Raw genomic sequence first — 13774 nt, 5'->3', positions numbered from 1 at the left:
GCCGTGTGAGATGGTCACTGGTTCTCCCCGCGGAATGTGCGGCGCTGGACGAGCCGGGAGATGTCGCGTTCGGTGATGACGCCCACCAGTTGTTGCCCGTCGGTGACGACAATGGGCATGCCACTGGCCAGTGAGAGCTTTTCGAGCACGTTCTCCAGCAGGTCGTCCGGTGCGCAGGTGGTGCACCGCGCCCAGGGAATCGCTACATCCCGTATACGCAGGGTCTCCCGCTGCGGCGCGGGGACTTTCGCAAGCCGCGGGAGGTGGAGCAGGCCGCTGGGATGTCCTTGGAAGTCGATCAGGATCACCTTGGAGTGAGGGGTCCGCACGACCACGTCGTCGATGCACCGCTGCACGGTCAGCCAGTCGTGGCACGTCTCGACGGGACTCGACATGGCGTCGGCCGCCCGGACTCCGCGCAGGGCGGGAGCGAGTGTCGCATGCTGGCGCTCCGCGGTCGCAACGATCATGACGAAGAAGCCGATGAGCGCCAGCCATAGCCCACTGAGAGTGCCGCGCAGGACGGCGATCCATCCGACGCCGATCAGAACGATGCCCAGAATCTGCCCGCTGCGTCCGGCCGCGCGCTCGGCGCGGTCCCGGTCTCCGGTACGCCACCACATCAGCGCCTGCACCACCCGTCCTCCGTCGAGCGGTGCGGCCGGCAGCAGATTGAACACGCCGACGACGAGGTTGACCCATCCGAGCCAGAGCAGGACGGCCGCGGGCATTTCCCAGCCGGGCAACGTGTTCAGCCCGATGCCTGCCCCCACTGCGGCGGCACCGATGACAAGGCTGGTGAGCGGCCCCATCACGGCTACCAGAAAGGCCGCGCCGGCCGCCCGCGGCCTGCCCATTTCAGTCATCCCGCCCAGGGCCCACAGGGTGATGCTCTGGACTTGGATGCCCTTGTTTCGGGCTGTGACCGCGTGGGCGGCCTCATGGGCCAGCAGACTCGCAAGGAGCAGCAGGGCGCCAGCCAGGCCGGCGACCGTGTAGATAGAGCTGGGCTGGTCCGGAATGGCGGCCGGGAGTGTCTGACTGGCCAGGCTGTATCCGAAGAGCAGCAGAAGTAGGGGCACGGTCCAGTGGAGGCGCAGCGGCACCCCGAGGACACGTCCCATCCGTACTGAGTTGTTCATCGTCCTCTCCTGGTGATCGGGGCAGGCGGTCCTCCGCTGTCGTCGTGACCAGGGTGGTCTGGCTGCTGAGTGTTCCGGGGGGCGTTCTGCGGCGGGCTTGAGTCGGCGTGTTGGTAGATGTCGGGGATGCCGTCGGCGTTATCGTCGCGGTTCTCTTCCTCGTACAGTCGCCGGTATTTGGTGTTGCGCAGCCGCAGCAGCAGGCAGGCCAGGAGTGCGGAGGCAAGGGAGCCGAGGAGGACGGCGGCTTTGATGTGCTCGAGGTCGGTGGGGTTGGGGTAAGCGAGTTCGCCGATGAGCAGTGAGACGGTGAAGCCGATGCCGGCCAGCATGGCCACGGCGATCACGTCCGCCCAGGCGAGGTCCCGGCTGAGCCGGGCACGGGTGAAGCGGACGGCGAGGTAGGAGCCGCCGAAGATGCCCAGTACCTTGCCGGCGGCCAGGCCCAGGGCCACGCCGAGCGGCTCCGGTTCGCTGACGACATCATTCAGCGTGTCGCCGGTGACGCTGACGCCAGCCGCGAACAGCGCGAACAGGGGTACGGCCACCCCGGCGGAGACCGGGCGGACCAGGTGCGCGATCTGTTCGGCAGGACGTCGACCTCGCTCGCCGTCCTTGGCCACGCGCAGGAGCAGGCCCATGGCGACTCCTGCCACGGTGGCATGGACGCCACTGTTGTACATCAGGCCCCAGATGGCCAGGGCGAGCGGCAGGTACCAGTACCAGCCGTGCACACGCCGTCGGTCGTGCAGGTGGAAGAACAGCACTAGCCCCAGGACGGCGCCGATGAGAGCCGCGAGGTTGATTGTCGAGGTGTAGAAGAGGGCGATCACGATGATGGCGCCGAGGTCGTCGACCACCGCGAGGGTTAGCAGGAAGGCGCGCAGTGCGGACGGCAGGTGGGTATCGATCACCGCGAGCACGCCCAGTGCGAAGGCGATGTCGGTGGCCATGGGGACGGCCCAGCCGTTCCACGTTCCGCCCAGGCTGGTGGCGACAAGACCGTAGAGCAGGGCCGGTACCGCCATGCCGCAGGCAGCCGCGATCACCGGCAGTGCCGCCGTTCCCGGGTGGCGCAGTTCGCCGACCACCAGCTCGCGCTTGAGTTCCGCGCCGGCGACGAAGAAGAAGATCGCCAGCAGTCCGTCCGCCGTCCAGTGGGCCACGGAGAGGTCCAGCCCCAGGGCCTCGATACCGAAGTGGAAGTCCCGTACAGAATCGTATGCATCGCGCAACGGGGTGTTGGCCCACACCAGCGCCACGGCAGCCGCGGCGAGCAACAGCATCCCTCCGACCGTCTCGGTACGCAGCGCGTCCGCCACGAACCTGCGCTCGGGCAGCGGGAGACGGCCGAGGAAAGTCCGGTTGCTACGGCTGCGTCGGCGCATGCGGCTGACCTTTCGATGACGGGGCGCGCCTCCTGGGTCGCTTCGAGGCGAACGGCCGCTCACGCCTGGAGGAGCTGATCCACCAGGCGCGCGGCGGTGATGACGCCGAGAAGGTGGCTTTGGCCTCCTTGTCCCTGATCGACGACCGCGATGAGCGGACTTCGGGTGCGGCCCATCACTTCCGCGATCTTCAGGGCAGGGCAGTCCGGAGTGACTGTGGGCAGGAGCGGTCTGCCCGCAGGCAGGCAGTCGGCGAGCTTGCGGCCCTGGAGCGCGCGGCACAGTTGAATGGCGTGAGGTTCGTCGATCACTTGGGCGGGAAGGGGATCCTCTTGGACATAGCCGGGCAGCAGTGCCCTGCCCACCTCGCAGGCGGGCAGCGCCGCGTACGGCTGCCCGCCGGAGTCGACCACGAGTAGCCCGGGCAGACCGTGTTCGACGAGGGCTCTCAGCGCCTCGACGGCCGAGGTGTCCTGGCTGACGGTGACATAAGACTGCGCGAGATCACGGGCGCGCATCGGGGCCTCCCCCTGGAAGCTCGGTGCTTGGTCGCGGGAGACGAGTCGGCCTTGTTCTGCGGCTCCCCCCGTAACCGGCAGCCCGGCGCTGCGAATGAACGGAGGTTGCTGGGAGCCGGCTGTTCGGCGGTCCCTGCTTGTCATCCGCGGACGGCGGCGTCGCAGTGAGGATGGCCGTGAGGAGGAGACCCAGCACCGCGATGACCGCACAGGCGATACCCGTCTTCCAGCGCCAGTCGAACCGCCTGCCGCTGTCATCGACCCATCCCTCGGAATCCTCGTCCTCGTCCTCGTCCTCGTGGAGGAACTGCTGGTTCAACGCATCGATCAGTGCGGCCAGTTCGGGATCCTCCTGCGAGAGACGCCGCTCCATCTCCGCGAGGATGTGCCGGTCGTCCATCGAGGGGTTCATATCGATCACCTGCGGTGCGTCTGTGGGACGGGGACTCATCCGCGAACGCCACGATCGCTCGCGGGGCTGCTCTCCGCGGTGCCGGCGCCGTTTGGTGCCCCCTTGGTCGTGTGGTCAGGGTTCGATCAGTCCGACGCGGATGGCGTAGCGAGTGAGTTCCAAGCGGTCCTTCAGGCCGAGCTTCTGCAGCAGGTTGGCGCGGTGGCGTTCGACGGTCTTGGGGCTGATGACGAGGATGTCGGCGATCTCCTGTGAGGTGTGGCCTTCCGCGACGAGTTTGAGGATCTCCTCCTCGCGGTCGGTGATGGCCCTGGCAGGCAGGGACTGGCCTTCGCGGACGCGGTCGAGGTAGTTGCGGATGAGGGCGTTGACCGCGCCGGGGTAGAGGAAGGGTTCGTCACGCATAGTGGCGCGGCAGGCTTCGACGAGGTCGCGGTCGGCGACGGACTTGAGGACGTAGCCGGAGGCGCCGGCGGCCAGGGCTTCGAAGAAGTACTGCTCGTTGTCGTACATCGTCAGGATGAGGATGCGCAGCTCCGGCTGGATGCGTGAGAGTTCGCGGGCGGCCTGCAGGCCGGTCAGGCGGGGCATGGCGATGTCGAGGACGGCCAGGTCGGGATGGTGGGCATGGGCGGCCTCGATGGCCTCGGCTCCGTCGCCAGCTTCGGCCACCACAGTGAGGTCGGGTTCGCTGTCGAGGATGAGGCGCACTCCGCGTCGGACCAGGTGGTGGTCGTCGGCCAGCAGGATGCGGGTGGGCGTCGCCTCGGTCATGGTCACTGACTCCGGTGGGGGTGGGGACGGTCAGGCGTACCTCGGTGCCTCCGTCGGGGGCGGGGCCGAGGGTGAGGCCGGCACCGATGAGCAGGGCGCGTTCGCGCATGCCGCGGATGCCCGCCCCTTCGGTGGCCCCCTCGATGCCTCGGCCGTTGTCGCGCACGCGTAGTTCTACGCCGTCCGGGGTCCGCTCCAAGGTGAGGCCGACGCGCGTGGCGTCGGCGTGGCGGGCCGTGTTGGTGAGGCTTTCCTGGGCGACGCGGTAGAGGACGAGTTCGGCGTTCTCGCCCAGCGGCGGCAGGTCGGGCGCGATGTGGTGCCGTACGGACAGGGCGGGGCTGGTGAACTCGGCCGCGAGGGATTTCAGCGAGCTGGTCAGGCCGAGTTCCTCAAGGACGCCGGGGCGCAGGCGGCGGGCGATGCGGCGAATCTCGTCCAGGCTGGCGCGGGTGGTCTCCTGGACCTGGTGCAGTTGCTCACGTACCGGGTCGGGTGCTTGGTCGGCGACGCGTTTGAGGTCGAGCAGGACGGCCGTGAGCGTCTGGCCGATCTCGTCGTGGAGTTCCTGGGCGATGCGGTGGCGTTCGGCTTCCTGCGCGGTCAGGGCGCGGGCGGCGCTGGTGGCGCGTTCGGCTTCCAGCCGGTCGAGCATCGTGTTGAACGTGGTGATCAGTTCGGCAACCTCGCCGTGACCGCCGACAGCCGGGCGGGCACCGGGGCGCAGCAGGTCGGTGCTGGTCATGGCGCGGGCGAGGCGTTGCAGCGGAGCCAGGCCAATGCGCAGCAGGAGCGCATTGGCGATCAGCATCGCGGCCAGCCCGCCGCTGAGGACAGCGGCCTCAGCGAGCAGGACGGGGGCCGACACGGTGACCGGGCCCAGCAGCAGCAGCGCAGTGGCTGCGACCAGCACCACGGCGTTGAGCAGGAAGATCCTCCAGAACAACGGCACCGGATACCGTCTCCTCAAGCTGGTCCTTGCTTCCACTATCGCCTCCCCGGCAGTGGACAGCGGGCCGGCCGGTCACTGAAGGCTGCCTGCCCCCAGGGCGCTCTGCTCCAGAGTCTGCGCCGGGCAAGGCGAACGTCCATCGGGTCTGGCACCCATTTCCGCGTCCCCTCTACAGCTCTGGCCCGCGCGCAATTGGGTGTCGGACCCGATGGCGGCCGCCGCCTGTGGCGAGTGAGGGTGGAGCCAATCCCGCTGTCGGCCCACTGACCGTCGTGCGGAGGCGACCGCTTGCGGCGTCGGCAGACGCGAGCCCAGCTTTCGACAGCCCCCTCTTGACTGGGCGGGAAAAGCCGCAGGTCTTTCGGATCACGAGAGGAGCCCGGCACCGATGTACGCAGCACCACAGCCCACAGGTCACACCGAGTCGGTGTCCGGCCCGGCCCTGCTGGTACTGCGGTTGCGTCGCACGGCGGCTGGATGGGTGCGCCGTATGGCGGGCGTCAGCACGGCCGGAACAGGCAGGCCGGGCATGGGGGAGGAATGGCCGTGAGCGTTACGGCATGGTCGACCGCAACCGTCACAGTGTGCCCTTCGGCGCCACCGACTGCCCGATCTGCGGTGGTCGGCCCACCCGGAAGGGAAGACCAGAGCCCGCGTGCGTCCCGCCGCGGGCGCTCGCACTCGGCGCGGTTCCGGCTGGCAACCCCACAAGGGCCGGCGCCTCCGCCGACCGGAATCGTCGCCCTCCGTGTCGCCGATCGCTCCACCGCCAGATCTCGTTCCGGCACCTCACCCTCTGGCCTGATCGTCACCGCCCTCACCATCGCCGTGTCGGCCGCGTATGTACGGCTGCACTCCCTCCTCCTGGTGTGATCGTGATGCCCCGACCTCCCAAGGAGAGCAGATGGCTCGCACCGTCGACCGCGACGCCTGCCCGCAGTCCCGTGCCCGGAGGTGGGCATCATGCCCAAACCCGATGACAGGCGACTCACTGAGATCGAGGCCCTCCTCAACCGCGAGGATCCCCGGTTCGCCCGCGCTCTTGGGGCCTGCCGCCCCTGCCCGCCGCGTGAGTACCGGCACGCAAGGGCCTGGCTGCTCCTCGCCGTCGCCATGGCCGCGCTGGCCACTGGCCTCGCCCTGGCCCACGGGCTGCTCATCGCCACCGGCCTGGTCCTGGCCGGTATGGCCGCAGAGCTGTTCGACCCCGAGCGTGACGCGCGCAGACACCACACCTCTCCGCCCCGGTCCTGACCTCGGCGACCGTCCAGCGGCTGCGGCTGGCACGAGGGCCCGTCGATGACCCTGTCCGAGCTGTACCTGACGCTGCTGATCGGCGGCGCCGTACTGCTGACCAGCATCGCCGCCGCCCGCGCGGCTCACCGCATCGGCCTGCCCAGCCTGCTGCTGTTCCTCGCGGTCGGCGTCATCGCCGGCGAAGACGGGCTCGGCCTGGAGTTCGACGACGCCCAGCTCGCCCAGGCCATGGGCACCGCAGCCCTGGCCGTCATCCTCGTCGAAGGCGGCCTGACCACCCAGTGGAGCGACGTCCGACGCCTCCTGGCCCCGGCCGGGGTGCTCGCCACGGCAGGCGTGGCCGTCTCCGTCGTGGTGACCGCCGCCGGCGCACACTGGCTCCTGGGCATCGAGTGGCACCTGGCCCTGCTGCTCGGTGCGATCGTCTCCTCCACCGACGCCGCCGCCGTCTTCGCCGTCCTGCGCGCGCTGCCGCTGCCGCAGAAGGTCACCGGGCTGCTGGAGGCCGAGTCCGGCTTCAACGACGCCCCGACCATCATCCTGGTCCTGGTCTTCTCCACCGCCACCACCGACCTGCCCGGGCCCGCTCCCCTCCTGGGCAACCTGCTCTACCAACTCGCGGTCGGCGGCACGCTCGGAGTGCTGATCGGCCGCCTGGGCGCCGCAGCGCTGCGGCACATCGCGCTGCCCGCCACCGGCCTGTACCCGCTGGCCACGGTCGGTTTCGGCATCGTCGCCTTCGCCGCCGCCGGAGCGGTGAACGCCAGCGGCATCATCGCCGCCTACCTGTCGGGACTGGTGCTGGGCAACGCCAAACTGCCCCACCGCGCCGCCACCCGTTCATTCGCCGAGGGCGCCGGCTGGCTGGCGCAGATCGGCCTGTTCGTCATGCTCGGCCTGCTCGTCAATCCCAGCGAACTGCCCGCCGCGATCTTGCCTGCCCTCATCGTCGGACTGGTCCTGCTGCTGGCCGCCCGCCCCGTCTCCGTTCTGGCCTGCCTGCTGCCGTTCCGTATCCCCTGGCGTGAGCAGGCGTTCATCTCCTGGGCCGGCCTGCGCGGCGCGGTCCCCATCGTGCTCGCCACCTTCCCCATCGTCGCCGGGGTCGCCGGCGCCCGCGACGTACTCAACATCGTGTTCGTCCTCGTGGTCCTGTTCACCCTCATCCAGGGCCCCACCCTGCCCGCCGTCGCCGGACGCCTGCGCTTGACCCGCCCCGGGGCGCTACGCGATGTCCAGGTCGAGACCGCCCCCCTCGACGTACTGGACGCCGACCTGCTCACCGTCACCATCCCACCGGGCTCACGGCTGCACGGCGTGGCCGTCTTCGAACTGCGGCTGCCGCCCCCGACCGTCGTCACCCTGATCGTCCGCGACGGCACCACCCTCGTCCCCGACCGCGACACCGTCCTGCGTGCAAGCGACGAGCTTCTACTCATCACCACCCCCCACACCCGGGAAGCCACGGAGCGTCGGCTGCGGGCCGTCGGCCGGCGCGGCAAACTAGCCCGCTGGCTCGGCGAACACGGCGCCCCCGAGTCCGAGCCCGCCACATCGGCGCGGACCGAGTAACTCCTTGCACGCACAGCACTAAACGGACGCTCGAACAGCTACCACGATCAACGCGCCTTTGCTGCCGATATGTACCTGCAGCGGCTGCGTGAGCTGGAGGGACTCATCGTCAGCGCCCAGGTGCCAGCCGGCAGTGGGTGTCGGGTACCAGCGGAATGGGTGTTGGTCCCGATGGCGATGCCGCAAGGCCGCGTGTGACGGTGGAGGGGCATGGACCCTATCCGTCGGTCCCGCAGGAGGAGGAGCCATGACGCAGCCTGGCCCGCATGTAACCCCGCCGGTCAGGGCAAACGATTCAACGATCAAGACCGCGGCTCCCGGGTCGGTTCTGCCGGCGTTACCGAAGGTAGCTTCGTGGAGGAGGCCTCTGTAAGGAGGGCGATCTGATGCCGTGGTTCGTATGGCTGCTCACCGCCGGGGTGCTCGGTGCCGCGGAGTTCTTCACCCTGACACTGGTCTTCGGGTTGCTGGCGGGCGCCGCGCTGGTGGCCGCCGTGGTCGCCGGTGTGGGCATCGGCGTTCTCGGCCAGCTCGTCGCCTTCGGGGTAGCAGCGGCAGCGGGTCTCTTCCTCGTCCGTCCTGTCGCACTGCGGCAGATGGCACAGCAACCCCTCACCCGCGAGGGCAGTGACGCGCTGATCGGCAAGCGGGCCGAGGTCATGCAGGAGGTCACCGCAACCCGCGGCCTGATCAAGCTCTCCGGCGAGGAGTGGTCCGCCCGCGCCCTCGACGAAAGCCTGGTGATCCCGGTGGGAGCGCTGGTGGATGTCATGGAGATCGAAGGCGCCACGGCCATCGTCTACCCCCGCGAACTCCTTCCCTGAGCGGCTGAACACAGCAACGGAGGCACTGTGGACCCCGTCGTCATCCCCATTCTTGTGGCGGCCATCGTCGTCGTCTTCCTCGTGGCCTCCACCGTGCGGATCGTCCCGCAGGCGCGCCGCTACAACATCGAGCGGTTCGGCCGGTATCGCCGGACGCTGCAACCCGGTCTGAACCTGGTGCTGCCGGTGGCGGACCGCGTCAACACGAAACTCGACGTGCGCGAGCAGGTCTATTCCTCCGATCCCCGGCCGGTGATCACCGAGGACAACCTCGTGGTGAACATCGACACTGTGCTCTACTACCAGATCACCGACCCGCGGGCGGCGGCCTACGAGGTCGCCGACTACCTCCAGGCGATCGACCAGCTCACCGTGACCACGCTGCGCAACGTCATCGGCAGCATGGACCTGGAGGAGACACTCACCTCGCGCGAGGAGATCAACTCCCGGCTCCGCGCCGTCCTCGACGACGCCACCGGCAAGTGGGGCATCCGGGTGAACCGCGTCGAGATCAAGGCCATCGATCCACCGCACACCATCAAGGAAGCGATGGAGAAGCAGATGCGGGCCGAGCGGGACAAGCGCGCGGCCATCCTGCACGCCGAAGGGGAGCGGCAAGCCAAGATCCTTACCGCGGAGGGCACGAAGCAGAAGGACATCCTGGAGGCCCAGGGCACGCAACAGGCCATGATCCTGCGGGCGGACGGCGAGGCCAAGGCGGTGGAGCGTGTCTTCCAGGCCGTCCATCGCAACAATGCCGATCCGAAGGTACTTGCCTACAAGTACCTGGAGACGCTTCCGCACCTGGCGAGCAGCGACAGCAACACGTTCTGGGTGATCCCGGGAGAGCTGACCGAGGCAGTTCGGACCGTCACCAGTGCCTTCGGTGACCAGTCGACGGCGGGTCCCCCCGCACCCGAGCAACCCGAGAAAGCAGCCGACGACACGTCCCACGCAAACCGGGTTCCAGAGCTCGATGCAGGCTCGGCGGTTTCGCTCGACGCCGGGGCGGCTGCTGACGAGGCCGCGAAGCAGGCCGCCGCCGCGGTGAGCGACGCCAAGGCGGAGGCTGCGGCCGCGATGTCACCCCAGGTGCCTCGCCGGGGGCAGACATCCGGCGACTGAGCCCACCCTCGGGCTCTCGCCAGGGACCGCTGTGACGCCACTGAGTGGCGGCGACGCCCCGGCCGGCACCGGCCCCATCGACCCGAGCCACCCCTATACCCTGCAGACCGCGGTCATCGGGGCGCTGTCACGTTGGCTGAGCGGGTGGGATGATCTTCTGGTTGATCGTGTTGGAGGGGGCTGTTCCGTGGGGGCCGTGGCTCCGTCGTACAAGGGGCACCGATACCCGGTCGAGGTCATCTCCCGCTGCGTGTGGCTGTACCACCGCTTCCCCCTCAGCTTCCGCGAGGTCGAGGAGCTGATGCTCGAGCGCGGGATCGTCCTCTCCTACGAGACGGTGCGCCGCTGGTGCGCCAAGTTCGGGCAGCGGTACGCCGATTCGCTGCGCCGCCGCCGGCCCCGACCTGGTGACAAGTGGCACTTGGACGAGGTCTTCATCAAGATCAATGGGGAACAGAAGTATCTGTGGCGGGCGGTCGACCAGGACGGCAACGTCCTGGACATCCTGGTACAGAGCCGCCGGGACAAAGCCGCGGCCAGGCACTTCTTGCGCAGGCTGATGAAGAAGACCCGCACGGTGCCGCGGGTGATCGTCACCGACAAGCTCCGCTCCTACGGCGCGGCCCACCGCGAGGTCATGCCCTCCGTCGAGCACCGCTCCCACAAGGGGCTGAACAACCGGGCGGAGAACAGCCACCAGCCAACAAGGCAGCGCGAACGAGCGATGAAAGGCTTCCGCAGCACCGGCGCAGCCCAGCGGTTCCTGGCCGCGTTCAGCGGCATCTCACCCCACTTCCGACCCCGACGCCACCGGCTGTCCGCACACCACTACCGAGCCGAGATGACCGTCCGCTTCGCAATCTGGGAGCAGATCACCAGCGCCGCCTACCCCTCCACCACGGCCTGAGCACAGCCCGGAACCGGGCTCCACCACGCCACGACGCACCATCAGACACCTACCCACCCAACAACGTGACAGCGCCGCCGGAGCAGTAGCGTCAAGAGCAGCACCGCGCCGACGGTGAGTCCCGTCCACCAAGGGTATTGGGTGATCCAGTTCCACAGTTCGGCGCTGAACCAGCGCGCCACATCGCCGGTCAGCCACTCCCACAGTGTCTTGGCCACTCCCAGGATCACGACCGTGTACAGCAGGAACTTCAAGAACGGGTCGAGCGAGCCGTCTTCGTCGAACACCGAATCCCCCTCATCCGATGGGCGTTTCAGGCGGCCGTGCGCCAGCGTGCCGTGCGGCGGGGCCTGGCCGGCAGGCGCAGGAGTTCGTGCAGTGAGCCTCCGCCAAGCTCGTTTCCGCAGTTCAGTGGGGCTGGTGTGATGCGTTGGTGAGGTCCTCACGCTGACAGGTGGCATGATCGTCGGGGCGAGATCATCCGCCCGCTCCGTCAGCGCTGTACTTCGCTGTTCGCCAGGACGAGCAGGGCCCGCAGGAGCGTGGTGGCCTGCCGGGTGTCGGTGCGGAGCTTGGTCAGGATCCGCCAGTTCTTGAGGTTCGCGAAGCCGTGTTCGTTGGCGGCGCGTTCGCGGCTGACCAGGCGGTTCGCTTCCTTCTCGGCGGCGGTCAGCTTGTGGTTGCGGGTGGCCTTGCGGCCGGTGATGATCACCGGGTCGTCGTCGGGTTTGTCGTCGAGGCCGACGAAGCCGAGGTCGGCCAGGGCGCCGAGGCCGGCTTCCCGCAGGTGTTCGGTGATCTTGTTGTGGCGGGCGGTGGTGATCTCGCTGGACCGGCCGGGCTTGGCTGCGGAGATCCAGATCAGGTTGCCCTTCTCGTCGGTCAGTGCGAGAAACAGCAGGCCATGGGCCTTGTGCTTGCCCGAGTAGTTCTTCCGGTCGTCCTTCCCAGTGCGGCGGTGGGTGCGGATCAGGGTGCCGTCGAGGAGGACCACGACCCGCCGCTGCGGGCGATCTTCTTCAGCGCGCGGTCCAGGCGTGGGGCGCGGGCGGCCAGCAGCTTGACGACTTCCTTCACCCAGCGGCGGACGGTGGACTCCCCGACACCGTTGCCGCCGGCCATGTCGGCCAGGCGCTGGTCGTGACGCAGGACGGCGAGCACGATGACGGCCTGCTTACCGGGTTCGGCCTTGCGCCAGACAGAGCGCATCCGGTTGCGGCGCCGGCGTATCAGGCCGGCGACGAGATCGATGGTCCGCTTCGACAGCGGGAGGCGGACCTGGTAGACAACATCCTGAGCGCCCTCGGCGGGCTGGTTTTTCGTCACACATCAACCAACTCCCGCCGGGGGCCCTCGCGTTACGGCCGGAATCGGCCCGTCCGGCCGCCAACACCGCTGGTCAGCATGGCCGGTAGCGGCCCGATGCGGTGCGGACGAGCCAGCCCCGGTCGGAGAGTTTGCGCAGCTGACCCCGGACCGGCTCGATCTTCCCCGGCGTCGTCTCCCGGCCCAGTCCGACGGCAACGTCCTTGGCCATCACCGGACCGTCCGACCCGGCCACGATCTCCATGATCCGACGGTATTCCGAGGTCAGGGCCTGAAGCCCCATCCCCTCGACACGATCGGGGACCACCCGCATCCCGCCCGCACCCGGGCCCACCGTCACAGCGACCGGCTCCGGCTCCGGCTCCGGCTCCGGCTCCGGCGACACGATGCCCGACGGCCGCCGTCCACCGTCGGTGGCCTCGGCCCACTGCCCGAACACCACCTCGGCGGCCTCCAACCGGGCCACCTCCAGCTCGAGTTCGCCCAGCTCCTTACGCAGGAGCTCAGCACGTTTCGCCAGCTCAAGCCGCCGCCCGATCGTCCACGTCAGCACGTCTGTCATGAACATCCCTCCCGACGCGGAACCTACGCGGCAGCCCCGAACCTCACGCCAGAACCCGCGAGAACGCCCGCGCCGGACGATCTCGTGCTAACGATCACGCCACCTGTCAGCGTGAGGACCTCACCGCGCATCACACCAGCCCCACTGAACTGCGGAAACGAACTTGGCGGAGTCTCAGTGCGATGCCGTTCTCGGCCCAGCGGCGCAGCTGGTCCCGGTCGGTCCAGCGGACGTGGTGGCGGTCTCCCCATTGCTTGGCGTTGTGGGTGAAGGCTCCGTTGGTGACGACGACTGCGTGATCGGCGCCGTGGACGGGCCGGGCGGTGCCGTTGACCTGGTACATCACCGACGATCCCACCTTGCCGCCGGTACGGGTGTGTTTGGCCTGCAGGACGATGCGTCCGTGGTGGGGGTGCTGGCCGATGACGTCTGCGGCCTGGTCGCCGGCCTGCCCCACTTTGCGGGCCTGCCAGCCGTCACGGATCAGTAGATCCCTGAGCGCGTACTCGAACTGCTCGTCGTCCATGGCATCGAACTGCGCCAGTGTGATCCTCAGCGTGGCCAGCCGTTCCTGGGCCCGGCGGCGCTGGGCCGCTGTGCGGAGAGCCCGCCACGTCACGGCGCCGGCGGCCGTCGCGGCCAGAACCACCAGGAGCGGCCAAGTGCGTAGCAGCGTCTCCCCCGCCGCCACTGTCATCCGGACGGCCAGGACCAGTACGGCTACGGCGACGAGGGCGGCGGCCAGCCACTCGGCCGTGCCGCGGGGGCGCCGGATCTCTGAGCGCCGCTGGGCCATCAGCGGCCGGCCGTCGCGGAGACAGACGGCTGAGGGGCGACCGGCGGTGCTGAAGCGGCCTCGTCGAACCCGAACACCTGCCCCCACAGCCAGACTCCGGCGATCAGTCCGGCAATCATCCAGGCGCTCATGCGTTTGGAACCCTTGCCCGCCGGATTGCGGCGGATGTGCGCTCGTACCCGGTGATAGCCGTCCGGCACCTGTCCCATAGCGTCCCCT

The 13774-nt window shown here is 69.0% G+C and carries 17 protein-coding genes and 1 pseudogene; 6 read left to right on the top strand and 12 right to left on the bottom strand.

Annotated features, from left to right (window positions below; genetic code table 11):
• Window positions 1-14: 14 nt before the first annotated feature.
• The 6 genes and pseudogenes from E4N62_RS44570 to E4N62_RS44545 all read right to left on the bottom strand — a co-directional run.
• Window positions 15-1142, bottom strand: a complete 1128-nt coding sequence (locus E4N62_RS44570; protein ID WP_230223986.1) for a site-2 protease family protein — start codon at window positions 1140-1142, stop codon at window positions 15-17.
• The gene (nhaA, locus tag E4N62_RS44565; RefSeq protein WP_230223985.1) at window positions 1139-2530 is read right to left on the bottom strand and encodes a Na+/H+ antiporter NhaA; all 1392 of its coding nucleotides are present in this window, start codon (window positions 2528-2530) and stop codon (window positions 1139-1141) included. The genes E4N62_RS44570 and nhaA overlap by 4 nt, the downstream gene beginning before the upstream one ends.
• 59 nt (window positions 2531-2589) lie before the next feature.
• Complete coding sequence (locus E4N62_RS44560; protein ID WP_230223984.1) at window positions 2590-3048, bottom strand: CBS domain-containing protein; 459 nt, start codon at window positions 3046-3048, stop codon at window positions 2590-2592.
• Window positions 3035-3448: a DUF3040 domain-containing protein gene (locus E4N62_RS44555; protein WP_230223983.1), complete on the bottom strand. Its 414-nt coding sequence runs from the start codon at window positions 3446-3448 to the stop codon at window positions 3035-3037. The genes E4N62_RS44560 and E4N62_RS44555 overlap by 14 nt, the downstream gene beginning before the upstream one ends.
• 126 nt (window positions 3449-3574) lie before the next feature.
• Complete coding sequence (locus E4N62_RS44550) at window positions 3575-4234, bottom strand: response regulator transcription factor (RefSeq protein ID WP_230223981.1); 660 nt, start codon at window positions 4232-4234, stop codon at window positions 3575-3577.
• Window positions 4155-5186 (bottom strand): annotated as a pseudogene (locus E4N62_RS44545) (histidine kinase); the annotation flags it as partial. The pseudogene E4N62_RS44545 and the gene E4N62_RS44550, both read right to left, overlap by 80 nt.
• A gap of 388 nt (window positions 5187-5574) precedes the next feature.
• On the opposite strand from E4N62_RS44545, the gene E4N62_RS44540 reads away from it, so the two are divergent.
• The 6 genes from E4N62_RS44540 (at window position 5575) to E4N62_RS44515 (ending at window position 10871) form a co-directional block, all read left to right on the top strand.
• Window positions 5575-5736 (top strand): hypothetical protein, encoded by a 162-nt coding sequence (locus E4N62_RS44540; RefSeq protein WP_230223979.1) that lies wholly within the window; start codon window positions 5575-5577, stop codon window positions 5734-5736.
• Window positions 5737-6149: 413 nt separating this feature from the next.
• Window positions 6150-6440, top strand: coding sequence for a DUF3040 domain-containing protein (locus tag E4N62_RS44535; RefSeq protein WP_230223977.1), 291 nt, complete (start codon window positions 6150-6152; stop codon window positions 6438-6440).
• A 45-nt stretch (window positions 6441-6485) separates the two neighbouring features.
• On the top strand, window positions 6486-8015 hold the full coding sequence (locus E4N62_RS44530) for a potassium/proton antiporter (protein ID WP_230223976.1): 1530 nt from the start codon (window positions 6486-6488) through the stop codon (window positions 8013-8015).
• 386 nt (window positions 8016-8401) lie between these two features.
• Window positions 8402-8839, top strand: a complete 438-nt coding sequence (locus E4N62_RS44525) for an NfeD family protein (RefSeq protein WP_230223975.1) — start codon at window positions 8402-8404, stop codon at window positions 8837-8839.
• 27 nt (window positions 8840-8866) lie between these two features.
• A complete protein-coding gene (locus E4N62_RS44520; RefSeq protein WP_230223974.1) occupies window positions 8867-9964 on the top strand; it encodes an SPFH domain-containing protein in 1098 nt (365 codons plus the stop codon).
• 187 nt (window positions 9965-10151) lie between these two features.
• Complete coding sequence (locus E4N62_RS44515) at window positions 10152-10871, top strand: IS6 family transposase (protein WP_230223973.1); 720 nt, start codon at window positions 10152-10154, stop codon at window positions 10869-10871.
• A gap of 41 nt (window positions 10872-10912) precedes the next feature.
• On the opposite strand, the gene E4N62_RS44510 is transcribed toward E4N62_RS44515, so the two are convergent.
• The 6 genes from E4N62_RS44510 to E4N62_RS44485 all read right to left on the bottom strand — a co-directional run bounded on the left by E4N62_RS44510 (window position 10913) and on the right by E4N62_RS44485 (window position 13764).
• The gene (locus E4N62_RS44510) at window positions 10913-11158 is read right to left on the bottom strand and encodes a hypothetical protein (RefSeq protein ID WP_230223972.1); all 246 of its coding nucleotides are present in this window, start codon (window positions 11156-11158) and stop codon (window positions 10913-10915) included.
• A gap of 206 nt (window positions 11159-11364) precedes the next feature.
• Window positions 11365-11865, bottom strand: a complete 501-nt coding sequence (locus E4N62_RS44505) for a transposase family protein (protein ID WP_230223970.1) — start codon at window positions 11863-11865, stop codon at window positions 11365-11367.
• Window positions 11841-12197: a transposase family protein gene (locus tag E4N62_RS44500; protein WP_230223968.1), complete on the bottom strand. Its 357-nt coding sequence runs from the start codon at window positions 12195-12197 to the stop codon at window positions 11841-11843. Before E4N62_RS44500 ends, E4N62_RS44505 begins: the two co-directional genes overlap by 25 nt.
• 73 nt (window positions 12198-12270) lie before the next feature.
• Entirely contained in the window at window positions 12271-12759 is a 489-nt protein-coding gene (locus E4N62_RS44495) for a hypothetical protein (RefSeq protein ID WP_230223966.1), read from the bottom strand.
• Between the two features lie 130 nt (window positions 12760-12889).
• Window positions 12890-13555 carry a restriction endonuclease gene (locus E4N62_RS44490; RefSeq protein ID WP_230223965.1) on the bottom strand — a complete coding sequence of 222 codons (666 nt, stop codon included), beginning with the start codon at window positions 13553-13555 and terminating at the stop codon, window positions 12890-12892.
• Window positions 13555-13764, bottom strand: a complete 210-nt coding sequence (locus E4N62_RS44485; RefSeq protein WP_230223964.1) for a hypothetical protein — start codon at window positions 13762-13764, stop codon at window positions 13555-13557. Before E4N62_RS44485 ends, E4N62_RS44490 begins: the two co-directional genes overlap by 1 nt.
• Between the last annotated feature and the right edge of the window lie 10 nt (window positions 13765-13774).

Source organism: Streptomyces sp. MNU76, assembly GCF_020982545.1.
Taxonomy (GTDB): Bacteria; Actinomycetota; Actinomycetes; order Streptomycetales; family Streptomycetaceae; genus Streptomyces.
This window is presented reverse-complemented; position numbering and strand designations above follow the sequence as displayed.

What these genes read in the sequence shown, in the direction of transcription:
- E4N62_RS44570 (WP_230223986.1), bottom strand. Translation starts at nt 1,142, where the DNA reads ATGAACAACTCAGTACGGATGGGACGTGTCCTCGGGGTGCCGCTGCGC.
- nhaA (WP_230223985.1), bottom strand. Translation starts at nt 2,530, where the DNA reads ATGCGCCGACGCAGCCGTAGCAACCGGACTTTCCTCGGCCGTCTCCCG.
- E4N62_RS44560 (WP_230223984.1), bottom strand. Translation starts at nt 3,048, where the DNA reads ATGCGCGCCCGTGATCTCGCGCAGTCTTATGTCACCGTCAGCCAGGAC.
- E4N62_RS44555 (WP_230223983.1), bottom strand. Translation starts at nt 3,448, where the DNA reads ATGGACGACCGGCACATCCTCGCGGAGATGGAGCGGCGTCTCTCGCAG.
- E4N62_RS44550 (WP_230223981.1), bottom strand. Translation starts at nt 4,234, where the DNA reads ATGACCGAGGCGACGCCCACCCGCATCCTGCTGGCCGACGACCACCAC.
- E4N62_RS44540 (WP_230223979.1), top strand. Translation starts at nt 5,575, where the DNA reads ATGTACGCAGCACCACAGCCCACAGGTCACACCGAGTCGGTGTCCGGC.
- E4N62_RS44535 (WP_230223977.1), top strand. Translation starts at nt 6,150, where the DNA reads ATGCCCAAACCCGATGACAGGCGACTCACTGAGATCGAGGCCCTCCTC.
- E4N62_RS44530 (WP_230223976.1), top strand. Translation starts at nt 6,486, where the DNA reads ATGACCCTGTCCGAGCTGTACCTGACGCTGCTGATCGGCGGCGCCGTA.
- E4N62_RS44525 (WP_230223975.1), top strand. Translation starts at nt 8,402, where the DNA reads ATGCCGTGGTTCGTATGGCTGCTCACCGCCGGGGTGCTCGGTGCCGCG.
- E4N62_RS44495 (WP_230223966.1), bottom strand. Translation starts at nt 12,759, where the DNA reads ATGACAGACGTGCTGACGTGGACGATCGGGCGGCGGCTTGAGCTGGCG.
- E4N62_RS44490 (WP_230223965.1), bottom strand. Translation starts at nt 13,555, where the DNA reads ATGGCCCAGCGGCGCTCAGAGATCCGGCGCCCCCGCGGCACGGCCGAG.
- E4N62_RS44485 (WP_230223964.1), bottom strand. Translation starts at nt 13,764, where the DNA reads ATGGGACAGGTGCCGGACGGCTATCACCGGGTACGAGCGCACATCCGC.